General features: G+C 62.2%; 21 protein-coding genes. 15 read left to right on the plus strand and 6 right to left on the minus strand.

What is annotated here, in order from left to right; translation table 11 throughout:
* The first annotated feature begins 150 nt into the window (after positions 1-150).
* From GL4_RS00815 to GL4_RS00825, 3 genes are read left to right on the plus strand one after another with little or no spacing between them, the layout of a single operon-like run.
* Positions 151-663, plus strand: coding sequence for a sigma-70 family RNA polymerase sigma factor (locus GL4_RS00815; protein WP_244462654.1), 513 nt, complete (start codon positions 151-153; stop codon positions 661-663).
* Complete coding sequence (locus GL4_RS00820) at positions 660-1,322, plus strand: ChrR family anti-sigma-E factor (RefSeq protein WP_045363492.1); 663 nt, start codon at positions 660-662, stop codon at positions 1,320-1,322. Before GL4_RS00815 ends, GL4_RS00820 begins: the two co-directional genes overlap by 4 nt.
* Positions 1,323-2,090 carry an SDR family NAD(P)-dependent oxidoreductase gene (locus GL4_RS00825; RefSeq protein WP_045363495.1) on the plus strand — a complete coding sequence of 256 codons (768 nt, stop codon included), beginning with the start codon at positions 1,323-1,325 and terminating at the stop codon, positions 2,088-2,090.
* Between the two features lie 9 nt (positions 2,091-2,099).
* On the opposite strand, the gene GL4_RS00830 is transcribed toward GL4_RS00825, so the two are convergent.
* From GL4_RS00830 to GL4_RS00845, 4 genes are read right to left on the minus strand one after another with little or no spacing between them, the layout of a single operon-like run.
* Entirely contained in the window at positions 2,100-3,323 is a 1,224-nt protein-coding gene (locus GL4_RS00830) for an SAM-dependent methyltransferase (protein WP_045363498.1), read from the minus strand.
* A complete protein-coding gene (locus tag GL4_RS00835) occupies positions 3,320-4,108 on the minus strand; it encodes a DUF1365 domain-containing protein (protein WP_052464006.1) in 789 nt (262 codons plus the stop codon). Before GL4_RS00835 ends, GL4_RS00830 begins: the two co-directional genes overlap by 4 nt.
* On the minus strand, positions 4,105-5,508 hold the full coding sequence (locus GL4_RS00840; RefSeq protein WP_342016325.1) for an NAD(P)/FAD-dependent oxidoreductase: 1,404 nt from the start codon (positions 5,506-5,508) through the stop codon (positions 4,105-4,107). The genes GL4_RS00835 and GL4_RS00840 overlap by 4 nt, the downstream gene beginning before the upstream one ends.
* 50 nt (positions 5,509-5,558) lie before the next feature.
* Positions 5,559-5,963, minus strand: a complete 405-nt coding sequence (locus GL4_RS00845) for a DUF2177 family protein (protein WP_045363501.1) — start codon at positions 5,961-5,963, stop codon at positions 5,559-5,561.
* 472 nt (positions 5,964-6,435) lie between these two features.
* Between GL4_RS00845 and GL4_RS00850 the strand changes: the two genes are divergently transcribed.
* From GL4_RS00850 to GL4_RS00860, 3 genes are all read left to right on the plus strand, one after another.
* Positions 6,436-7,431 (plus strand): ligand-gated ion channel, encoded by a 996-nt coding sequence (locus GL4_RS00850; RefSeq protein WP_172653264.1) that lies wholly within the window; start codon positions 6,436-6,438, stop codon positions 7,429-7,431.
* Positions 7,432-7,528: 97 nt separating this feature from the next.
* Positions 7,529-9,376: an ABC-F family ATP-binding cassette domain-containing protein gene (locus GL4_RS00855; protein ID WP_045363504.1), complete on the plus strand. Its 1,848-nt coding sequence runs from the start codon at positions 7,529-7,531 to the stop codon at positions 9,374-9,376.
* Positions 9,377-9,558: 182 nt separating this feature from the next.
* The gene (locus GL4_RS00860) at positions 9,559-11,250 is read left to right on the plus strand and encodes an alpha/beta hydrolase (RefSeq protein WP_045363508.1); all 1,692 of its coding nucleotides are present in this window, start codon (positions 9,559-9,561) and stop codon (positions 11,248-11,250) included.
* 49 nt (positions 11,251-11,299) lie between these two features.
* Here the strand turns inward: GL4_RS00860 and GL4_RS00865 are convergent, their stop codons facing one another.
* A complete protein-coding gene (locus tag GL4_RS00865) occupies positions 11,300-11,692 on the minus strand; it encodes a hypothetical protein (protein WP_045363511.1) in 393 nt (130 codons plus the stop codon).
* Positions 11,693-12,233: 541 nt separating this feature from the next.
* Here GL4_RS00865 and GL4_RS00870 point away from each other — a divergent pair.
* The 4 genes from GL4_RS00870 (at position 12,234) to GL4_RS17360 (ending at position 16,952) form a co-directional block, all read left to right on the plus strand.
* On the plus strand, positions 12,234-13,163 hold the full coding sequence (locus GL4_RS00870) for a YegS/Rv2252/BmrU family lipid kinase (RefSeq protein WP_082025380.1): 930 nt from the start codon (positions 12,234-12,236) through the stop codon (positions 13,161-13,163).
* A gap of 249 nt (positions 13,164-13,412) precedes the next feature.
* On the plus strand, positions 13,413-13,955 hold the full coding sequence (locus tag GL4_RS00875) for a zinc ribbon domain-containing protein (RefSeq protein ID WP_045363514.1): 543 nt from the start codon (positions 13,413-13,415) through the stop codon (positions 13,953-13,955).
* 291 nt (positions 13,956-14,246) lie between these two features.
* Positions 14,247-16,622, plus strand: coding sequence for a mechanosensitive ion channel domain-containing protein (locus tag GL4_RS16460; protein WP_052464009.1), 2,376 nt, complete (start codon positions 14,247-14,249; stop codon positions 16,620-16,622).
* A 183-nt stretch (positions 16,623-16,805) separates the two neighbouring features.
* On the plus strand, positions 16,806-16,952 hold the full coding sequence (locus tag GL4_RS17360) for a hypothetical protein (RefSeq protein WP_156137333.1): 147 nt from the start codon (positions 16,806-16,808) through the stop codon (positions 16,950-16,952).
* 86 nt (positions 16,953-17,038) lie between these two features.
* On the opposite strand, the gene GL4_RS00885 is transcribed toward GL4_RS17360, so the two are convergent.
* Positions 17,039-17,494: a hypothetical protein gene (locus GL4_RS00885; RefSeq protein WP_045363517.1), complete on the minus strand. Its 456-nt coding sequence runs from the start codon at positions 17,492-17,494 to the stop codon at positions 17,039-17,041.
* 154 nt (positions 17,495-17,648) lie between these two features.
* Between GL4_RS00885 and GL4_RS00890 the strand changes: the two genes are divergently transcribed.
* From GL4_RS00890 to GL4_RS00910, 5 genes are all read left to right on the plus strand, one after another.
* The gene (locus tag GL4_RS00890; protein WP_052464010.1) at positions 17,649-18,425 is read left to right on the plus strand and encodes a phospholipase D-like domain-containing protein; all 777 of its coding nucleotides are present in this window, start codon (positions 17,649-17,651) and stop codon (positions 18,423-18,425) included.
* A gap of 79 nt (positions 18,426-18,504) precedes the next feature.
* Positions 18,505-18,714 carry a hypothetical protein gene (locus tag GL4_RS00895; RefSeq protein ID WP_045363520.1) on the plus strand — a complete coding sequence of 70 codons (210 nt, stop codon included), beginning with the start codon at positions 18,505-18,507 and terminating at the stop codon, positions 18,712-18,714.
* 152 nt (positions 18,715-18,866) lie between these two features.
* Positions 18,867-19,355: an ATP-dependent zinc protease family protein gene (locus GL4_RS00900; RefSeq protein WP_045363523.1), complete on the plus strand. Its 489-nt coding sequence runs from the start codon at positions 18,867-18,869 to the stop codon at positions 19,353-19,355.
* Positions 19,356-19,422: 67 nt separating this feature from the next.
* Complete coding sequence (rimK, locus tag GL4_RS00905) at positions 19,423-20,328, plus strand: 30S ribosomal protein S6--L-glutamate ligase (RefSeq protein ID WP_045363526.1); 906 nt, start codon at positions 19,423-19,425, stop codon at positions 20,326-20,328.
* A gap of 2 nt (positions 20,329-20,330) precedes the next feature.
* Positions 20,331-21,371, plus strand: coding sequence for a succinylglutamate desuccinylase/aspartoacylase family protein (locus tag GL4_RS00910; protein WP_045363529.1), 1,041 nt, complete (start codon positions 20,331-20,333; stop codon positions 21,369-21,371).
* The last annotated feature ends 52 nt before the right edge of the window (positions 21,372-21,423 follow it).

Consider the following 21,423-nt stretch of genomic DNA (forward strand, 5'->3'; position numbering starts at 1 on the left):
AGGCACGACGGGTGATCCGCAGGACCCTTTGCGTCGTATAATGGGCTCGAAGCAACGACAGGACCTGGCGGCTTCCGAAGGATGAATGCGGCCCAACCATTGGTATCTTGCCCGGAAGACAATCTGGACGATCGAGCGCTCGTCGCGCGCGTGGCACGGCATCGCGATCGTGAGGCGTTTCAGCGCTTATTTTTGCATTTCGGGCCGAGAATCAAGGGATTGATGATCCGGAGCGGCAGCGACGCCGATACGGCGGAAGATCTGGCTCAAGAGGTGATGCTGACCCTGTGGCGCAAGGCCGGCCTGTACGCGCCGGAGAGAGGCACGGTGAGTGCATGGGTTTTCACCATCGCCCGCAATGTCCGGATCGACCGGCTGCGCCGGCAGTCATCCCGGCCCTATGAGGACATCGCGGACCTCCAACTGGAGGCGCCGGGCGCAAGCGGCGAAGAGGAAACGGAAATGCGGCAGCGCGAGAGGCTGGTGGGACAGGCTCTTGCCGATCTGCCGGCGGAACAACGCCGTGTGGTGGAACTGTCGTTTGTCGAGGACATGCCGCAGGCGGAAATCGCGACGGCGCTCGGCCTGCCGCTTGGAACGGTGAAGTCCCGCATGCGCCTTGCCTACGCGAAGCTGCGGGAACGCTTGGAGACTGTGAAATGACGATTGTCCATCATCCTGACAACGCAACTTTGGTGAGCTACGCCGCAGGCAGTCTCGATGAGGGGTTTGCAACCTTGGTCGCGGCCCATATCGCCTCATGTGACGCCTGCCGTGCCGCGCTCAACGAGATCGAAGTTGTTGGCGGCGCGTTGCTTGATACTGTCGAGGCGTCGCCCATGAGCCCTTCTTCGCTCGATAGAACCCTCAGTCTTCTCGACGAGCACGCCGACGCGCCGGCTGAGCGCGTAGAACCTCGTGCGAAGGATACCCCGCCGGGCGTCCCAAGACCGCTTGCCCGGCTGCTCAAAGGCGGCCTCGATGATATTGCTTGGAAGACAGTCGCCCCGGGTGTCGCCAAGCATGTCCTTCCCGCCTCCAAGACCGCGCGCAGCAGGCTAACCCTGTTGCGGATCGCTCCCGGCACCAAGATTCCGGACCACGGCCATGGCGGGATGGAATTGACTCTCGTTCTCGAGGGTTCCTACCGCGACGTTTTTGGACGGTTCGGACCGGGCGACATCGCCGATCTCGACGAGCACGCGGAGCATCAGCCCGTGGTGGACTCGCCGGAGGCCTGCATCTGCCTCGTGGCCACGGAAGCGCCGACGCGCTTCAAAGGCTTTTTCGGCCGCCTGCTGCAGCCCATTGTGGGGATTTAGGTGACCGGCACGCCGGCGCTTCCCTGGCGCACCGCCTGGATTGTCGGCGCGAGCTCCGGTCTTGGTGCCGCGCTTGCGAAGCTTCTCGACGGCCGCGTCGGGACGGTTGCCATCTCTGCGCGCTCGGCCGATAGCCTCAGCGCAATGCAGGCGGAGTCCAAAACCCTCGTCGCCTACCCTCTCGACGTTACCGACGCGGATGCCGTGGCACGCTGCTACCGTGACATCGAGAAAAAGGCCGGCGGCGTCGATCTCGTGGTTCTGTCCGCCGGCACGTGGGACGTGGTTGAACCGCCCGAGATCGATCCCGCAGTGTTCAAGAAGTCCATGGACGTCAACTTCATGGGAGTCGTGAATGTTCTCGCGCAAGCCGTACCCGGCATGATGCGCCGCGAGGCAGGACAGATAGCGATCATCTCATCCGTCGCAGGCTATCGTGGGCTGCCAAAGGCCGCCGCCTATGGACCGACAAAGGCAGCGCTGATCAACCTCGCAGAGTCACTGCATCCGGAGCTAGCCGCGAAAGGTGTGACCTTGTCGATCGTCAATCCTGGATTCGTCGATACGCCTATGACCGCCGTAAACGACTTCCCGATGCCATTCCTAATGCCGGTGGACGACGCGGCGCAAAGGCTGCTGCAAGGCCTCGAGCGCAAGGCGTACGAGATTACCTTCCCTCGCCGCTTCACATGGGCGATGAAGGCCCTGCGCCTCTTGCCGAATGCCGTCTATTTCTGGATCGTCCGAACCTTCGTGCTCCGCCCGTAAGAGGCGACCTCAGTCTCGTGTCAGGCGGTACAGCCCCACATCGATGGATCCCTCGAGGAAGCCGGCCTCGCAATACGCGAGGTAATAGCGCCATTTGCGGCGGAACCGTTCGTCAAAGCCGAGCCGCTCGATTTCGGGCCAGGCCGCCTCGAACCGCGCGCGCCATTCGAAAAGCGTGCGCGCATAGGACGGACCGAACGCGAGGACCGGCTCATAGCGGAAGCCGGCGGCACGCGCCTGATCGGCGAGGATGGTCTTGGTCGGCAGCATGCCGCCGGGAAAGATGTACCGTTGGATGAAGTCAGGCTGGTTCCGATAGACCTCGAAATGCTCCTCGCCGATGGTGATCGCTTGAAGCGTGGCGACACCTCCCGGCCTGAGGCGATCCCGCAGCGTCCGAAAATAGTGCGGCCAGTTCTGCTCGCCGACGGCCTCGATCATCTCGACCGAGACGACCCGGTCGTACTGACCGGTCGTGTCGCGATAGTCTTCCAGGTCGAAACGCACCAGATCGTCGAGCCCTTCGAGTTTGGCGCGGGCCCGCGCGCGGGCCAATTGCTCATGAGATAAGGTGATGCCGCGCACCGAGACGCCCCGATCGCGAGCAGCTGCAAGCGCCAAGGCGCCCCAGCCAGAGCCGATCTCCAGCATGCTCATGCCGGGCTCTAGGTCTAGCGAGTCCAGGATAGCGTCGAGCTTAGCCTCTTGCGCGGCCTCCAGCGTCGTGGTGCCGTCTTCGTACAGCGCGCTCGAGTACAGCATTTGATCGTCGAGCCAGGTCTTGAAGAACGCATTGCCGAGGTCGTAGTGCTCGGTGATGTTGCGGCGGCTTCCCTGCCGCGTGTTGCGGCGCTGGAAGTGACCGATCCGGTCCAGGACGCTCGTGCTGAACAGCGAACGCCCCGAATCGTTGAGCGCCGCCTGGTTACGCAGCACAAACCGGAACAAGCCTACGAGATCGGAACAGTCGATGTCGCCGTCCATGTACGACTCGGCGAAACCAAGCGCGCCCCGACGAAACGACTTTCTCAGGACTCGGTAGTTCTTGAGCGTCAGAACGGCATCATGCGGACGTTCGTTGCCGAACCGCACGCGCTGACCGTTCGGCAGCACGATCGAGAGCGAACCGATGGGCTGCCACGTCAGCAAGCGCTCGCCGATGCTAACGACGAGGCGGGTCAAAAGGTCGAGCGCCAAAGGCGCCCGGGCGGCGGCAATCGAACTCTCCGTCATTGCTCTCCGCGCCCTCCTGGAGTTGGCGAATAATCGATTGCGGATCCGGCGCGTTGTGGCCGCTCCACGAGGCGCAAGCCCTTGAGCCAAAGCTTGAACGCTTCGTAGTGAATGGCCGCAATGACCTTAACCGAAAGCCAGCCTGTTCGCGCCAAGGCGGCCGCCAGCGACGCGTCGGTCAGCGTCGTACGCTCGCCACGGAAGAAGGCCTTCAGCAGCGGCCCCTCCTCGGTGTGAAGCGCAATGCCGATCGTGATCTCGTCCTCAAGCGGGGTGACGTGGAAACTGTACCGCCCGTCGACGCTGTTGAAAGGCGAGACGTAGAACGTCTTTCCGCAGCTTTGATGCAGTGTTTCACCGCTGCCGCCCGGTTGTGCCGGCACCACATAGGTCTGCCGCTCGCCGAACGTGTTGTTCACCTCGTAGACGATGAGCGCAGGGGTGCCGCACGCCTTCAAGCCGAAATAAACCGTCACCGGATTGAAGCCATAGCCCAGCACGCGCGGATAGCAGAGCATCAAGAAACGTTCGATCCCCGTCACACCGCTCTGATCCGCAATGCCCCGCAGATACGCGGCAATTGCCGTGCCGTCACCATGGTCGGCGTCTCGGATGCTGCAAACATTGAATCGGTTGTAGGAGAAAAGCCGCAAACGCCGATCTAGATCGGGAAGCTCATCACAATCGATCAGAAGAGAAAAGACATGATAACGCAGCGCATGCTGTACCGGACGCACGCGCTTGTGCACCACGACACCGTTGTAAAGCGCCGATGCGGACATCATTCCGCCGCCACGAGTGGCACGGTGCCGGCAGCACCCGCATCGTGTGTGATGTGGATACGTCCCGACTCCTCGGGCACCGACCATGGCCGCCGAACGCCTCCGAGTTGTTCCGCGACCGCCAGTCCACTCTGCAGCCCGTCCTCATGAAAGCCGTAGCCGAAATAGCTGCCGCAGAACCATGTGCGAGCCTTGCCTTGCAGCGACCAGAGTCGGCGCTGCGCGGAGATGGCCCGCGCATTGAATACGGGGTGGTCGTAGTCGACCTGCAGGTCGATCGCCTTCGGGTGAATCTCCCAGGGCGGGTTCAGGGTCACGAACAGGTCCGTCTTGGTCGGCAGGTTCTGCAAGCTGTTCATCCAATAGGAGACGCACAACTCCGATTCCAAGCCGCGCCCGCGCTTGATGTAGTTCCAGCTCTGCCAGAGTCGGCGGCGGCGCGGCATGAAACGCCGATCGCGATGGAGCACCGCATGGTTACGCTCATAGGCGAAGTCGCCAAGAATCTCCTGCTCCCTTGAAGTCGGATCGGCGAGCAATTTTAGCGCTTGGTCCGCATGCGTTGCAATTACCACGTGATCGAACATCCGAACGACGCCTCGTACATCCTCCACGTGAACGCGGGACCGCACGCGGCCGATCCGCCGAACCGGAGTGCCGACGGCGGTTTGGATGTTGCCATCGTCGATCAAGCGGTCGACGTAATTCTTGCTCCCCCCGGCAACGGTCTTCCAAGCGGGGCGGCCGACCGCCTGCAGCATGCCGTGATTGGCGTAGAAGTTGACGAAGGTTGCTGCCGGAAAGTCCAGCATGCCCGCCATCGGCGTCGACCAGATCGCTGCGCCCATGGGCAGAATGTGGTCCTCGATGAAGGCGTCGGAATAACGTTCTGCTCGCAGGAAAGCGCCCAGCGAAATCCCTTCCGGATGATGCTTCAGTGCGCCTTGCGCGTTGCGGAAAAACCGGAAGAGATCGGAAACGAGGCGCCATTGGCGCGGGTTCGCGAGATTCGAGACCTGGCCGAACAAGCCCGGGCCGCTGCCGGCATATTCGAAGGCGCCGTCGTTCGCGGAAACGGCGAAAGTCATCTCGGTCGACTCGGTGCGAACGCCGAGATGCGCGAAGAGAGCGGTCAGATTCGGATAGTTCAACTCGTTGTAGACGATGAACCCGGTATCGACAGGCACCGGTCCATCGGCCGTCAACGCGGTCGTCGTGTGGGTATGGCCGCCAAGCCGATGATCCTGCTCGAACAGCGTGACGTCATGACGTTTGGAGAGCAGCCAGGCGGCGGAAAGCCCTGAAATCCCCGAGCCGACAACTGCGATATTGAGATTAGCCATGGTGACCCTGATAGACGGCAGCACTTGAACCGTTACGGACCAATAGACGGCTTGGATCACCTGCAAGGAGCAGGAGTTGCGGCATCGTTTCGAATGCCGCGGCAGATCCCTTATGTGCCAGTCAGTGCCCGCGTGGCGCTATAGCCGGCAACGGCGGCGGTACCCGTGAGAAAAGTGCCCCAGGCGATATCGACGACCGTAAGAGTCGGGCTCCAGCCTTGCAGCGTGGCCAGATTGGTCATGTCATAGGTGGCATAGGCGAAGAAGCCGAACATGGCGCCGTAGAGCAACGCCGTTCGCCACGTGCCCCCCTGCAGCGCGGGAGCCACCGCGAAGATGACCACGCCTGCGATAAAGACCAGATAGAATCCGACTGCCGCAGAGGCATTGAACTTCTCGAGGAGAAGCGGACCAATTTCCTGCTGGTAGAGGGGCTTGGCGACGTATCCCAGCCAGATGAAGTCCAGGAAAAGAAAAGTAATCGCGGTTGCCACATAGGCAAGGACATAGGTCATGCGGTGGTCCTGAGCGTTTTCCGTAAGCGCATTACGGAAGGCGGCCCGATCCGGATCACTCTTATGGCCCGAACTGCGCCCAGGCCCGGGAGTTCGGACAACCCATGCAACAACCGCGGGCCCTACGGGCGGCTCACCGCCGCGACGTAGGTGCAGCGACGATTGGCATCGGATGCGTGAGGCATCCACGTCGGCCTGAGCTGGCTATCGGACGCTTGGAATGTCTCGGCTATTGAAGAGCGCCTCGACAATAGGTTACAGCGGGCCCTGTCGATGCGGGAGCCGATTCTAACCTGGAGCTACTAGTCTCAAGATGCCAACTGACTGCATGAGGAGTGCTTGCCGACATGCCCGTGGTGCATTCAGCAAGGCCGGATTCGCAAAACCACTCCTCCACGCAGCGCTCAGGCCCGCGCTCGTTTGGCTTCTCCTGCTTGTCGGTTCCGCTCCCGCCTTCGCCATGGATGCGGGGATGCCCAATCCGCCCGCCTCTCCCACCGAGGTGAAGGTCGGCATTTTTCTGGCGGACATTATCGACCTGGACGAGGTGGATGAAACCTTCCAGGCCGAGCTCATTATCCTGGCGGAATGGAAGGATCCGCGTCTCGCGTTCGACGCAGACGAATACGGCAGCGACCGCAAACTGTTTCAGGGCGGCTTCCAGTTCGACGAAGTGTATAGCGGCTGGTGGCCGTCACTCATTTTTCTCAATGAGATCGGGTCCGGCGATCTCAACGCCATACAGATCGAGGTGTTTTCCGACGGCCGGGTGCTCTCCAAGGAGCAACGCAATGTGACACTTGAGACGCCCATGAATCTGCACTCATATCCCTTTGATGTGCAGGTTCTGGAAGCAGACATGATTGCTTTTGGCGACACGCGCCACGAAGTCGTCTTGGATGTTCACACGGGGATGCAGGGCGCCAGCGAGGAATATGCCGAAACCAACCAGAGAGTGAATATTGCCCAGTGGCAATTGGCCGGTGTCGACCTGACGCCCTTCATGTCGAAGCACCGGTACTATGCCGAAGACGCGGAGGTTTCCGCAGTCAAGCTCGCCATAACGCTGAAACGCGACCCCATGAACATTATCTGGAAGGTGCTCGCGCCGATGGTGATCTTGGTGTCACTCATGTGGGCGGTCTTTTGGATGGATATCCACGACCTGTCCGACCGGTTGAACGTCTCGTTCATCGGCATCCTCACCATCGTCGCGTACCAATTCCTGATCGACGGAACCATGCCGCGGATATCGTATTTCACGCTCACCGATACAGTCGTGCTGTACTCCTTCGTCATCATGTGCCTGACGATCTTGGAGAGCCTAGTGGTGGTGTCCCTCTCCAGGGCCGATCGGGATTCGATTGCCCGCCGGGTCGACAAGACAGCCCAGTGGCTGTTCCCGGTCGTCTATTTCTCCGGCTTGGTCCTAATTTTCGCGACCTATCACTTCTACTTTCGTGGCTGAGTCCGGCTTGGGTCCCCACCCGTCCACCCCCCCGACGAAGACGCCGCATACTGGAATTCCGTCTAGGCATTGAGGCAAAGACGGGCTAGCACGGGCCATGGCTCCGCCTCCCCTCCTGCTTCTCAAGGACATCTCGCTGTCCTACGGCAGCAAACCGTTGCTGTCCGACGCCGTTCTGTCGATCGGCCAAGGCGAGCGGCTTTGCCTGGTCGGCCGCAATGGTTCCGGCAAATCCACGCTCCTGAAGATCGCCGCCGGGATGATCGAACCCGATGCCGGCAGCCGCTTCGTCCAGCCGGGCGCCACGATTCGCTATCTGGCGCAAGAGCCGGACCTGTCCGCCTATGCCACCACGGGAGCCTTCGTCGAGGCGGGACTGAACCCCGGCGATGATCCCCATCGCGCGCGCCAACTGCTGGAGAGCCTCGGACTGACCGGCGACGAAAAGCCGTCCAACTTGTCAGGCGGCGAAACAAGGCGCGCGGCCCTAGCTCAAGTCTTGGCCCCTGATCCCGACATCGTGCTGCTGGACGAGCCGACCAACCATCTCGACGTGGCGGCGATCGAGGAGTTGGAGGCGGTGTTGAAAGCCTCCCGTTCGGCATTGGTTTTGATCAGCCATGACCGGCGTTTTCTGGAAACTCTCTCGCAAGCGACAGTTTGGCTTGACCGCGGAATCACAAGGCGGCTCGAAGAGGGCTTCGGCGCGTTTGAGGCATGGCGGGACGGCATTCTCGAAGACGAGGAGACGGCCCGTCACAAGCTCGACCGCAAGATCGTCCGCGAAGAACATTGGCTGCGCTACGGCGTCAGCGCCCGGCGAAAACGCAACCAGCGCCGTTTGGAGAACCTGGTATCGCTGCGCGGCGAACGCACGGTCGCCAAGCGCAACCGCACGCAAGCCGACGTGAAGATGGCCGCCCATGAGGCAAACGAGTCCGGGCGGAAAGTGATCGAAGCCCGGGGTCTTGCAAAACGCTACGGCGACCAGATCCTGGTGCGCGACTTTAGCATCAAGATCGCCCGGGGCGACCGGGTCGGTCTCGTTGGACCGAACGGCGCCGGCAAGACGACCCTGATCAACATGCTCACTGGCGCGCTGGAACCGGATGCGGGCCGCGTGAAGTTCGGCACGAATCTCGAAGTGGCCACGCTCGATCAGAAGCGCGAACAACTCGATCCCGAAAGAAGCGTCGCCGCGACCTTGACCGGGGGGAGCGGCGACACGGTGATCATCAACGGGGAAGAACGCCACATCATCAGCTACATGAAGGATTTCCTGTTCGAGCCCGAGCAGGCCCGCACGCCCATCAAGGTACTGTCGGGCGGCGAGCGCGGCCGGCTGATGCTGGCCCTGGCGCTGGCGCACCCGTCCAATGTTCTGGTGCTCGACGAGCCCACCAATGATCTCGATCTTGAGACCTTGGACGTCCTGCAGGAGTTGCTGGCGGACTATCCGGGAACCGTGTTGCTCGTCAGCCACGACCGCGATTTTCTCGACCGCACCGTCACCTCGATCGTCGCCTCCGAAGGGGACGGGCGCTGGATCGAATATGCCGGCGGCTACACGGACATGGTGGCGCAGCGCGGGGCTGGCGTGGGCACGCCAAAACGGGACAAGCCGGCTGCGAAGAGCCGCGAAAATGGAACCGCGCCACCGCCGAAGGTCCCGCCCGCACCGCGGAAGCGCCTCAGCCCCAAGGAGCAGCATCTGTTGAAGACGGCGCCGGAGCGAATGGACAAGTTGACGGAAGAGATTCGCCGGCTGGAGCAAGTCCTCGCCGATCCGCACCTCTATACGAGAGATCGCGACGCATTCACTGCTGCGGCAGAGGCGTTGGGCAAGGCTCAAGCAGAACTTGCCGCCGTGGAAGAAGAGTGGCTGCGGCTTGAACTGCTGCAAGAAGAGATAGCGGCGAACGCCGCCGCACCATTTGCGCCGTAAGACGCAAGGACGAAGCATCGCGGTCCGAGTCCGTTGTCCCTCCTGCGCGGTGCCCGTCTCGGTATTCTTCGTCGTCGACGTGTCGAATGCGGTTGTCGTTCAACTAGCTCTCTGGCTGTAGCGTCGGGTACATTGACGCCTTGGCGACTTTGACCACTCGAGATTGCGACTCATTGGAGAGCATGACCAAAAGCCAACGTTCGACAGCGACCGAGCCCGAGGCGTCCCCTTGGTGGCTTCCCTCCTACGTAGGACTCTTCGTCGGCGTCATTTTCTTCGCCCTGATGTTCACGCCGTCCTTGATCCCGCGCCCGCCGATCTTTCAGGGACTTCTCGGCGGTCTGGCCTTTGCCATAGGCTACGCCATCGGGCACGGCAGCGTGGTCCTGTGGCGCTATCTCGAACTGCCGGAAGTGCCGCGTCCCTGGCGGCGGGCGGCCAACATCGTGCTGGTCATCGCCTGCGCCATTGCCGCCGTCATATACGTTCCGCAGGCGGCCGCGTGGCAGGACGAGGTGCGCGCGCGGCTGAACATGCCGCCGGTCGAGACCTTCAATCTCCTGCTCGTGTTCGCGGTGGCGGTGATCACGGCGCTGCTCCTGATCCTCTTGGGGCGTCTCGTGCTCGCGGGCGTCCGGGCCGCGTCGGCCGGCGTCTACCGCTGGATGCCGCGCCGCATTGCGAGCTTGCTCGGCGCCGTGATCTTTATCGTGCTGTTGGTCACGATCGTGAACGGCACGCTGGTCAGTGCCACGATTGGCGCGATCGACCGGGCTCAAGCGCTCGTGGACGTTACCGATCCCCCCGGGGCTGTCGTACCGGCGGAAGACACCCGCTCGGGCGGGCCCGGCTCGTCAATCGAGTGGCGGCAACTTGGCCGGGCCGGCAAGCGGTTCGTCACGGAAGGGCCAAGAAAGGCGGACATCGAGGCCTTCACCGGGCGCCAGGCCCTCGAGCCGATCCGTGTCTATGCCGGACTCCGCGCTGCCGATTCACCCGAAAAGCAGGCAGAGGCGGCCCTAGCGGATCTGATTCGCATGGGAGCGTTCTCCAGGTCCATCCTGGTTATCGCGACACCCACAGGGACGGGCTGGGTCGACAACAACGGCATCGCGCCGCTCGAGTACATGCATGACGGCGACATCGCGACCGTCGGCGTTCAGTATTCGTACCTGCAAAGCCCGTTCTCGCTGGTGCTCGAGCCGGGGCGGGCTCAGGACTCCGCGGCCGCGGTATTCCGGACCATCTACCGCTATTGGAAGACCCTGCCCGAGGACAGCCGGCCGAGGCTCTATCTCTTCGGCCTCAGCCTCGGCTCGCACGGTTCGGAAGCCTCACCTCCGTTGCATGCCTGGCTCGGGGATTCGTTCGACGGTGCCGTCTGGTCCGGCCCGCCGTTTCGCAATCGACTCTGGCTCACCATTCAGCGCGACCGGGACGAGGGGTCGCCCTCTTGGCGTCCGGTGTTCGAGGGCGGTGCCAATTTCCGCGTGATCGGCCACGGGGGCGACGCGAGCGATGCCCCTAGCGACTGGGGACGCGTGCGGATGGTCTACATTGTCTACCCGAGCGACGCGATCGTGTTCTTCGAAGAGAGCATGTTCTATCGGCCACCCGAGTGGTTGACCCCGCCTCGTGGGGAGGATGTGTCTCCGCTGCTGCGTTGGTACCCGATCATCACCGCCCTTCAGGTCGGAATCGACATGATGCTGTCGGCGGAGGTGCCGCCGGGACACGGGCACGACTACGCGGTAGCGGACTATATTTCCGCTTGGAACGCCGTCAGCGCCCCTGCGAATTGGACGGACGAGGACGCGAAGCGACTCGCCACAAAGATCGAGACGGAAACGGCAAAGCACAGCGGGTCCTGGTAAGGCCGGGTCCAACCGGCCGGCCGGCGATCAGCTGCGACGACCTATCGGGTTACCAGCAGAGCTTTGCCCCGGACGTGCACACATAGGGCGAGACCACGCCCGACCAGCAAGTTGTGTAGGAGCTCTTCTTCACGATGTCGGGCTTGTAGATGCCGCACCAGACGTTGAAGCAGAGCATGTTGTTGCTGACGCTGGTGCGCCAATAAGGGTTCGGCGACGCACGCATGGCGGTCACGCTAACGGTGCCCAATCTCTTCTGCGCCTTATAATCCCTGACCTCCTCGGCGAGCGCGGCCTGAGCGCGGCCGACCGCCGTCGGCTTGTCGAACCCGTCGGCTGTGCCCGACAGGAGAACACAACCTGCCTGCGCGGGAGCGCCCACAGCCAAACAAAATACCGCGGCGACGAAAGCCAGCGCCACGCCGTGCCAACAAACCCTCATCGGAACGTCTCCCTCCCTGTCAGCCTGATCAAATATAGGGTGCCGTCCAGGCTTCTGCCGACACTGCCAAATCCTAGTAGCTCCCGACGTAATTCTCGACGGAAGTGTCGGATTCCCGCTGGCTCCCGTTCCCGATCTGGCAGTCGTCTGGTAGCAATTGTTCAGATAAACGAGCTCCATGAGGCCGGCCACACACAACAGCCCGATCACGGCTCCGCAGGTCGCTCACCGTCTCAAGATCGGTCTCCGTCTAATGGTCCATGCAAAATGGATAAGGGGCGACTAGATAGCCGGCGATGTCTGACCGGAAAAAATAGCAAAACCGGGGCGTCCGGCTTCGAGGAGATCGTTGTTTTGGTCCGGGGCCCGTCCCGCCGCGAAAAACAGCGTGGCGGCCGCTGCGGACATGAACGATCCAGGCTGCACGTGCTGTTTCGCTGTTTCGAACATTGGAACAACCTGGCAAATCAGCTGTTCGACCTTGGGGCGGTTGCTGGCATCACTATAGGGAGATGCTCGAGTGCGCTGGAGGCGCGGCTAAATGTCGACAAGACGTCCTGGTGTGTGCCTGCTGGCACGCGATGAGATCCTCTGCCGACCGGATGTGGCGGCAGCGGTCGACGCGGTGCGGCGCTCTTCCGTCGAGCTTGATATCGGCACACCGGCCAGCCCCGAGGCACTCAAGGCCTCCATCCCACGTGCGATCGAAGAGGGCGCCAGCCGGATCGTGGTCGCCGGCGGCGACGGCACGCTCAACGCCGCGGTCGACACACTGATGGGAGCGGAGCTCGGCCGGGAAGCATCGCTGGGGCTCCTGCCGCTCGGAACGGCCAACGACTTTGCGAAGAGTGCTGGCATACCCTCGGACGACGTGGCCGCGGCGCTCTCTCTCGCCTGCACCGGCGAGGCGACCCGGATCGACGTCGGGTGTGTGAACGGAAGCTATTTCGTGAACGCGGCCAGCCTCGGCTTCGGGGCGCAGGTCACGGCGACTACGCCACAGGATATGAAAAGTCTGCTGGGTGGCGCGGCCTATTCCATCATGGGACTCGTACGCGCCTTCCGCGCGGAGCCCCATGAAGGACGGCTCACGTTGCCCGACGGCGAGACGATGGAGGTGCGCTTCCTGATGATGGCGGTTGGCAATGGCCGTTTCGCAGGCGGCGGGTTCGACGTGGCCCCTTACGCCAGTCTGACCGATGGCCTGCTCGATATCGGGTGGATCGCCGAAGCGGCAACGGAATCGATTGGCACTGTGTTGGATGAGATGACCGACCCCGCCGACCCACAGAACGAGCACATACTCTATCGGCAGGCTCCCGGTTTCAAACTCCAAACAATCGACCCGCTCCACGTCACGCTAGACGGGGAGGCCACCACCGGTTCCCTCTTCGAATTTGAATGCTTTCCTCAAGCCCTGTCCATGGCCTTGGGTGCGGATGCTTTGACCTCCAAGGAGCCGTCTTCTTGATGAGATCGGATGTTTGAAATGCGCCGTCAGGGCAGGCCTGGCGGCGCCCTTCGTGCTATCGAGCGTGAGAGATCACCTTGCACCGCACGTTGACGATGGCGTGCAATGTTTTGATGATAGCGGTCGATGAGAGTCGCTCGAGGCGGCGCAGGTTCGCTGTGCGCAACAGGGCCAGCGTCACAATACAGGCGGTATCGCGGTCTGATGCCGGCCAATGCAATGCAAGAGTGTTAGGAGCACCGATTACCGATGACTCAGGTCTGCCCAAGCTGCAATGCGCCCCTCGCCGATGACGACAAATTCTGCAGCGAGTGCGGCAAGGAGCTCGATGCCTTTCTGGAGCTGCCTGACGGATCGCGGCCCGTGGCGCGCCGGCCGAACCTCTACCGCGACGCCCTCGTCTTTTTCCTGCTCGCGGCAATCAGCACGCTGGTTGCGGACTTCATTGAAGTCAATCTGGCCCTGAGAGCGTCTTGGGACATCACCTCCACCCCGTCGCTCTACCTTGTCTATTCGTTGCTGGCGATGGGCGTTTTCGTCATCCTCTACATCCTCTGGGGACGTCTTTTCCGCGGCTTGGGACCGGCCTATTCCGGCCGCCAGCTGCTGGCACAGCTGGTATGCCTCGGCCTTGGCATGGCGATCTTGTTCTACGGTCCGATCACCGATGCGATCTACGAAGTGACCGACCCCGAGGGGCCTATCTGGTACCAGTTCGACCTCCTGAATGCCTTGCTGTCCGCTCTCCTGTATGCGGCGTTTATGGCGTTCACCATGAGGCGTTCCGATTGACGGCAACGCTCGGTGCTCACCATGGCCGGTGATGGGGCGTTCGCGCTTGGTCTGAGCCTCGCAGAATCGGGCGGTTTCCGCTGAATTTGGCTTAAAAACCAAGGCGGGTACGAACTCGGGCCAGTGCTGTACCGGCCTGCCGTCAATCTTCCTCATTGTCGTGGCTGAACGTCAGCCGGTAAAACCGGCCTTGGAAGTTCAAGGGAATTTCCGGCCGCTGTTCGCCGAGGAGATGAATCGACCGTGCCAATGTTTGGGCCAACGCAGAGACTCTCACGCATAGCAACCGTCTTGGGCTTTCTCCTGACGCTGGTGGCCTCCCCGCTCGCCATCGCCCAGGATGGGACAAAGACGCCGGTTGCCGAAGCGGGAGCCCCCGAAGCTATCGTTGCCGACCCTGGCGTTCTGGCCTTCAGCGAGAAGCTCGATAAATGGCGCGCCAAAATCGAGGCTGCTGAGCGAGAGATTGCCGATTCCTCAACGACCGACGAGGACCTGCGAACAATTCCGGACGAGCTCGAAGGGCTCCGCCAGACGATCGTCGACCGCCGTGCGAAACTCCGGCCGAATTTGGAGGACCGGCGCGAGCGGCTGGCAAAGCTCGGCCCCGCTCCCGAAGACGGGGCGCCGCCGGAAAGCGACGAGATTGCCAAGCAAAGGAAGCAACTCGAGGACGAAGTCGCGGACCTTGACGGCAAGCTGAAGCAAGCGGATGTGCTGTTCGTGCGCGCAGGCCAGGTGATCGACCAGGCCAACGAGGCGCGCCGTGATCGCTTTACGGACTCGCTTTTTCGGCCGGTTCCCAACCTGTATTCGTCCATCCTTCCGACTGCCCTTGAAACACTGCCCCAGCAATTCGTCCGCATTTTCGCAGAATCTGAAGAGCGGATCGCTGAAGCCTGGAGCAAAGGCGTCCTTGTATTCGGGCTTCTAGTGTTCGCACCGTTCGGTGCCGCCTACGCGACGAGCCGCTTTGTTCGCCGCTTGGCGCCGAGCGCGGTCGAGGCCGGTCAACCCGCCAGTCTTCAAGACCGGGGCATCGCTGTGATCAAAGCCTTGCTGCGCACGTGCTTGCCCATTTTCGCAGGGCTCGCCGCATTCGGCCTCATCGCCGTATCGGCTGGGCTGGCCGGTCCCACGCTCGACGCCTTCCTGCCGCAAGCGCTGTTCGCAATCGCCTGGGCCGCGCTGCTCGCATCCCTCGTTCGCGAGACGCTCGTTCCGGAGGACGGCGTTCAAAGAATAGTGCACGCAACCGACGCGGTGGCCTGGAAGGTGGCGGTTTTGCTGTGGGCGCTGATCGCCGTCTGGCTGCTAGACAAACTGTTCGTCTTGAAAGACCTGATCGTATTCACGCCCTATCAGGTTTCGGTCTTCCGCTCGACCCTCTTCGCCGCGCTGTGCGGGCTCCTACTCGCTTCGGTTCTTTGGACCATCCACAAAGGACCGCAGATACGCCAAGCCGCTCTCAGCGGCTGGCGGGGCTGGCTGTTCTCGCTCGCCGCCGTTCTCACCGGCGCCATATTGCTGGCCATGCTCCTCGGCTACGCGTCGCTCGCGCAGTTCATCGGGACGCATGCCGTGTCGACGGCGGGCGTGGTGTGGATCATGTATCTGCTCCACCTGGGCGCGGAGTCCATCTCGAGCGTCAGCGTGATCTCGGGCCAGGCCATCGACGATGATGCCGAGGAAGACGAGGACATGGGGGCGCCATCGCTCCTGACGATGCGGATCATCGCCAGTCTATTCTTGGACATCGCCATCCTCGCAGTTGGCATCACGATCCTCCTGCTGCTGTGGCGGTTCGACTGGGTCGAGGTTCACAGCTGGATCAAGGCGGCCTTTTTCGGATTCCAGTTTGGCCCGATACGGATCTCGCTTCAGTCCTTGCTGATCGCGCTTGGCGTCTTTGCCCTGGGCCTGGCTCTCACGCGGTTCGTACAGCGCTGGGTTACGGGCCGTGTTTTCGCCGGCCGTAGAAGCGAATCCGGCCTGCACGAATCGATCCGGATCGGGATCGGCTATCTCGGCTTCGTCCTAGCCGCGCTCGCGGGCATATCCTATCTCGGCGTCGACTTTTCGAACCTTGCCATCATCGCGGGCGCGTTGTCGGTCGGCATCGGCTTCGGCCTGCAGAGTATTTTCAACAACTTCGTGTCGGGTCTCATTCTCCTCGCCGAACGGCCGATCAAGATCGGTGACTACATCCGGGTTGGCGACCAGGAGGGAACGGTCAAGAAGATCAGTGTGCGGTCGACCGAGATCGAGACGATCCACCGGCAATCCGTCATTGTTCCGAACGCCACACTCATCACAGATCCGGTGGTCAATTGGATGCATCTCGACAAGAGCTGCCGCCTCGATTTGCCGGTTGGCGTCGACTACGGCACGGACATGGAACTGCTCTCTTCGACGCTGCTGCAAGTCGCCCGGTCGCATCGCGGCGTTCTCAAGCATCCGCCTCCGGTCGTGCACTTTGCCGGCTTTGGCGACAGCTCGCTCGACTTCGAGCTCCGCGTCTTCTTGCGTGACGTGCGCGAGCGCATCACAACGAGCAGTGCGCTCCGCTTCGCTATCCTCGCGGCCTTGCGCGACGCGAATATCACCATTCCGTTCCCGCAGCGCGACGTGCACGTTCGGGGCGGCTCGCCCGAAGATGGGGTCTGACACCTGAGGCTGGCTGCCCCGCGCTCTGACTGCCCACTCCTGGTGAGAATGGTTTTGCGCGGCCGCCGCAATACGGCTTTGAAAAATGCGCCAGGCCGCTATCGGTTGGTCGCGGCTTTGCCCCGATCTGGCCCTAGTAGTCTTCTTCGCCGGTCTCCGGCGTTCGTTATAGGGAGCAGATCCATGAGGCCTCTCATCGCATTGTTTGCCGCGCTCGCTCTTATGGCGGTTTCCTCAGGGGCCATTGCTCAAGACGACTGCCCCTCGGGCACCCATTGGGACGAAGATGTCCAGGCCTGCGTTTCCGACGATCTTCCCGACGAAGCCTAGCAGTCTGCTCTGCATTCGCTCGAAAGAGCGCAGAACTCCGGCGCCGCCCGGCCCTCACGGGCTTCTTGCCGGGGCATAACGGCCGGCTATTCGAACGTGACGATGCGCCCGCCGACGCTCCACTCGAGGCCAAGCGGATCCACACTTACACCGTCCTGCAACACGGCCGGCAAGCACCCGCCCCAGGCCTCTCCCGGCTTCAGGATCTTGTTGCTGTTGTAAGCACGGCGGCTCGCCAGGTTAGTGGTGTCCCCCTTGCGCTGGGCCCTGAGCCTAAAGCTTATCTCCTCGACGGTCTTCGGCGAGTTGTTGACGATGTCGACGAATAGTGGACGGTCTCTAGCGTCGGAGCAGATCGCTCCGGCACCTTGCGGATGGACGGTCACGCTGACAGCAACCTTCTTGACGTGGCGATCGTAGGTCCAATGCCGATAGACCGTGATGCCCACCCAGAGCAGCAGGCCGAAAGCTGCGATCGCAAGCAGCCCCTTGAGCAGCCGCGTTAGAAACACGCGACTGAACGCTTTGACCGAGTCGGCCATCGACCCTACCCTTCAGCTCCAGTCCCGGTAGTCTACCTGGATGGGCATGGATCACCAATGGCCATAGGCATGATCGGATGGGCGTTGTCATGCTGGAGACACACCAAGACCCAGCCGGGCGCGGCGCCCGCGAAAGCGACGATGGCTGCTTGTGATGAGCACATCTGACGAACTCTATCACCGGGCCGGCATTCTCCTGTCCCAGGTGCCGAACTTCAATCGGCAGGGCGCGCTGAGCGCTGAGGAAGACCACTGGCTCGCAGCGGCGATCGCCTTGATCGAGCGCGCGTCCGAAATTGTCCCCATGCCGGACATTCTGGAGATCTTCGACGCGAAGTACGCGGCAAAGATGGTCGTGGCGCAAATCGCGAACGCTCATTTGAGAGCGACGAATGCGCGCATCGTCATTTCTTTGCTTCGCCGCGTCCTGGGCCGTCTTGAACTGCAGGTCCAAACGGCAATCGTCGGCGCTTATGTGCCCGCCGGAGATCTCGAAGAAGCCCACAAAGCCGTCGGCGATGTGCTGAGGACGGCGGTCAGCGATGTACTCCTGGTGGATCCGTTTGCTGATGAAACCATTCTCAAGGCCTATGCGGAACGTGCCCCCGACAACGTTGTCGTCCGTGTCCTGACCGATCCCGATAAGCACGAGCCGACACTGAAGGCGGCACGCGAAATCTGGAAGCAGCAATACGGGGACAAGAGACCGCTACAGGTGCGCCTCGCCAATGCCCCGTTGCACGACCGGCTGATCATCGTGGACGGAAAGCGCGCATGGACGGTGACACAGTCCTTCAAGGACCTCGCCGCAACGCGCCCAACGACGATCGTCAGCACACCCAACGAAATCGCCGAACTGAAGATCAGGGCCTACCAGGATATTTGGAGCGGCGCGGCGCGGATTGTACCGGCATCCGGGCCTTCCCCGTGACGATAACCTGCCTGCCGGCGCCGCAACCTAGGTGCGTCCTGCTTTTTCAAACTCCCGTCAGCTAAGAGGCCTGAACCCGATGAACACGGAGACGTATCTGGAAGAGGCTCGAGTGGCCCACAGGAAGATTCTGGAGGCGGCGGCATTTCTTCACGATGCAGCCGAGCCCTTCGCCGACACGCCGCGCCGACGGGCCATCGAGGGGGTCGCGGCCGATGCCGAGAAACTGGCCCGGGACTTAGAAGCCCATTTGCAGGAAGTCCTGCGTGGACTCTGGCAGGGCGAGTAGAGCGGATCCTGCGTGCAACCGTATGGGGTTCTGAAGCGCGCCCGCCGGTTCTTGATAACCGCATGGTCGGCCCGTTGCTGCTTCACGTTCAGCCGAAAGACAGTATGGTGCTCTGACCTCGTTGGTGCCCGTCGCGGCAAGGACTTCCGTACATGAAGAAACGCGTCCCTCGTTCGAAACGTCTCGACGGCCGTGAGATCGGCTGGCGCGAGCATGTCGCCCTTCCCGAACTCGGCATTGCATCGATGCGCGCCAAAATCGACACCGGGGCACGAACCTCGGCGCTGAATACGGACCACATGGAGCGATTCGAACGCAACGGGCAGCATTGGATAAGCTTTACGCTCCCGGCGGCCGGCCGAAGATCCAAGGTGCGCTACGAGGCACAGCTTGAGGACGTGCGCAACATTAAGAACACGGGCGGCGTGGCGGAGACTCGTCCCATAATCAAGACGACGATGATTCTCGGCAAACGCGCTTGGGTGATTGAGATTTCACTCGCAGACCGTGAGAATATGAAATTCGACATGATTGTTGGGAGAACGGCGATTCGCACGCAGCGACTAATCGTCAACCCCGGCCGGTCGTATCTCGCCGGAGAGCCCATCGGGCCCGCGCCGCTTGAGTCGAACGAGACGTAGCCGTGAAACGTGTCGAGGACGCATTGGCGCCTCGTTTTGCCTAATCTGTTGACACCGGGGTTTTGATATGAAGATCGCTATGTTGGCTCGCAACCCAAACCTTTATTCGCATCGGCGCTTGGAGGAAGCAGCGGAGGAACGCGGCCACGAGCTGCATATCATCAACACGTTGCGGTGCTACATGAACATCGCCTCGCGCCGCCCCGAAATCTACTACAACGGCGAGAAGCTGCCCCACTACGATGCTGTCATCCCCCGCATCGGCGCGTCTGTGACCTTTTACGGTCTGGCCGTGCTGCGGCAGTTCGAGATGATGGGCGTTTATCCTTTGAACGAGTCGGTCGCCATTGGCCGCTCGCGCGACAAGCTGCGGTCCATGCAGATTCTGGCGCGCGATGGGATCGGCCTGCCGGTCACAACCTTCGCTCACGATCCGAAACAGACCGAGGAAGTCGTCAGGCTGGCCGGCGGCGCCCCGCTGGTCGTGAAGCTCCTCGAAGGCACTCAGGGCATCGGTGTGGTCCTTGCGGACACCGATCGATCCGCCAAGTCGGTCATCGAGGCCTTTCGTGGCGCCAATGTGAACATTCTCGTGCAGGAGTTCATCAAGGAGGCTGGCGGCAGCGACATTCGTGTCCTCGTCATCGGGGGGAAGGTCGTCGCCGCCATGAAGCGCACGGGCGCGGAGGGCGAGTTCCGGTCCAACCTCCACCGGGGCGGCTCCGCTCAGACGGTCAAGATCTCGCCGGAGGAGCGGTCCACGGCGGTACGCGCGGCAAAAGCGCTCGGGCTGAATGTCTGCGGCGTCGACATGCTGCGCGCCAACCACGGTGCCGTTATCATGGAGGTGAATTCGTCCCCAGGGCTCGAGGGTGTCGAGAAAGCCACAGGCATCGATATCGCCGGAAGGATGATTGAGTTCCTCGAAAAAGAAGCAAAGCCCGGCAAGACACGGACACGCGGCAAGGGTTGAATTTGAGGCGCAAACCATTCGAGATCGGCGGCAGAAAAGTCCCGCCAGGCGCACGGCAGACCGTTGACCTCCCCGTCAGCGTTCTGTCCGACCACACACCCGTCACCATGTCGGTCCATGTGGTGCATGGACGCGAACCGGGACCGACCTTGTTTGTGAGCGCCGCGATCCACGGCGACGAGGTCATGGGCGTGGAGATCGTACGCCGGCTCTTGCGTATGCCGAGCCTCGATACGGTGAAGGGCACGCTGTTGGCGATCCCCATCGTCAACAGCTATGGCTTCCTCAATCATTCGCGTTACCTGCCGGACCGGCGCGACCTCAACCGCTCCTTTCCCGGCGACGCGGTCGGATCGCTCGCCGCGCGTCTCGCCAAGATGTTCATGACCGAGATCGTCAAGCGGTCCGATGTCGGCATCGATCTGCACTCCGCGGCGATCCACCGTACGAACCTGCCGCAGGTCCGTGTCTCGCCGCGAAAGCCGGAGACGATGACGCTCGCCGAGGTCTTCGGCGCTCCGATCGTGATGACGTCCAAGATTCGCGATGGATCCCTGCGTCAGGCCGCCCGAGAGCATGACGTCGACATCTTGCTCTACGAAGCTGGCGAAGGCTTGCGCTTCGACGAAGTTTCTGCGCGAACGGGCGTCATGGGCATCCTGCGGGTCATGCGTCATCTAGGGATGGTCAGGGCCAAAGGGATCGCCAAGCCGCAGGTCGCACCGATGCGGTCCTCGTCGAGTTTCTGGCTTCGCGCTCCGGCAGGCGGACTGTTGCGTACGGTCAAGACGATCGGCGCCCGTGTGGAGTCCGGCGACATCCTCGGACTGATCTCCAACCCGTTCGGCGAAATCGAGACGGAGATCATTGCCGGCGAGCCGGGCTTGCTGGTGGGTCGCACCAATCTGCCCGTGGTCAACGAGGGCGACGGCCTCTTTCACGTGGCCAGAATTCGCGCCGACGACAACCCCGCGGCGACGATAGACCTGCTGACCGGCCAGCTGGAAGAAGACCCGCTGTTCGACGAAGACGAAATCATCTGATCCCGGCGGCGCAGGCCCGGGCGCCGTCCTGCACGACCGCGACGGAGCGGCG

It is taken from the genome of Methyloceanibacter caenitepidi (assembly GCF_000828475.1).
Classification (GTDB): Bacteria; Pseudomonadota; Alphaproteobacteria; order Rhizobiales; family Methyloligellaceae; genus Methyloceanibacter; species Methyloceanibacter caenitepidi.

Bases quoted from the DNA above. Each gene is read 5' to 3' on its own strand.
- GL4_RS00820 (WP_045363492.1), top strand. From the start codon at position 660: ATGACGATTGTCCATCATCCTGACAACGCAACTTTGGTGAGCTACGCC.
- GL4_RS00830 (WP_045363498.1), bottom strand. From the start codon at position 3,323: ATGACGGAGAGTTCGATTGCCGCCGCCCGGGCGCCTTTGGCGCTCGAC.
- GL4_RS00835 (WP_052464006.1), bottom strand. From the start codon at position 4,108: ATGATGTCCGCATCGGCGCTTTACAACGGTGTCGTGGTGCACAAGCGC.
- GL4_RS00845 (WP_045363501.1), bottom strand. From the start codon at position 5,963: ATGACCTATGTCCTTGCCTATGTGGCAACCGCGATTACTTTTCTTTTC.
- GL4_RS00850 (WP_172653264.1), top strand. From the start codon at position 6,436: ATGCCCAATCCGCCCGCCTCTCCCACCGAGGTGAAGGTCGGCATTTTT.
- GL4_RS00855 (WP_045363504.1), top strand. From the start codon at position 7,529: ATGGCTCCGCCTCCCCTCCTGCTTCTCAAGGACATCTCGCTGTCCTAC.
- GL4_RS00860 (WP_045363508.1), top strand. From the start codon at position 9,559: ATGACCAAAAGCCAACGTTCGACAGCGACCGAGCCCGAGGCGTCCCCT.
- GL4_RS00865 (WP_045363511.1), bottom strand. From the start codon at position 11,692: ATGAGGGTTTGTTGGCACGGCGTGGCGCTGGCTTTCGTCGCCGCGGTA.
- GL4_RS00870 (WP_082025380.1), top strand. From the start codon at position 12,234: ATGTCGACAAGACGTCCTGGTGTGTGCCTGCTGGCACGCGATGAGATC.
- GL4_RS00875 (WP_045363514.1), top strand. From the start codon at position 13,413: ATGACTCAGGTCTGCCCAAGCTGCAATGCGCCCCTCGCCGATGACGAC.
- GL4_RS17360 (WP_156137333.1), top strand. From the start codon at position 16,806: ATGAGGCCTCTCATCGCATTGTTTGCCGCGCTCGCTCTTATGGCGGTT.
- GL4_RS00885 (WP_045363517.1), bottom strand. From the start codon at position 17,494: ATGGCCGACTCGGTCAAAGCGTTCAGTCGCGTGTTTCTAACGCGGCTG.
- GL4_RS00890 (WP_052464010.1), top strand. From the start codon at position 17,649: ATGAGCACATCTGACGAACTCTATCACCGGGCCGGCATTCTCCTGTCC.
- GL4_RS00895 (WP_045363520.1), top strand. From the start codon at position 18,505: ATGAACACGGAGACGTATCTGGAAGAGGCTCGAGTGGCCCACAGGAAG.
- GL4_RS00900 (WP_045363523.1), top strand. From the start codon at position 18,867: ATGAAGAAACGCGTCCCTCGTTCGAAACGTCTCGACGGCCGTGAGATC.
- rimK (WP_045363526.1), top strand. From the start codon at position 19,423: ATGAAGATCGCTATGTTGGCTCGCAACCCAAACCTTTATTCGCATCGG.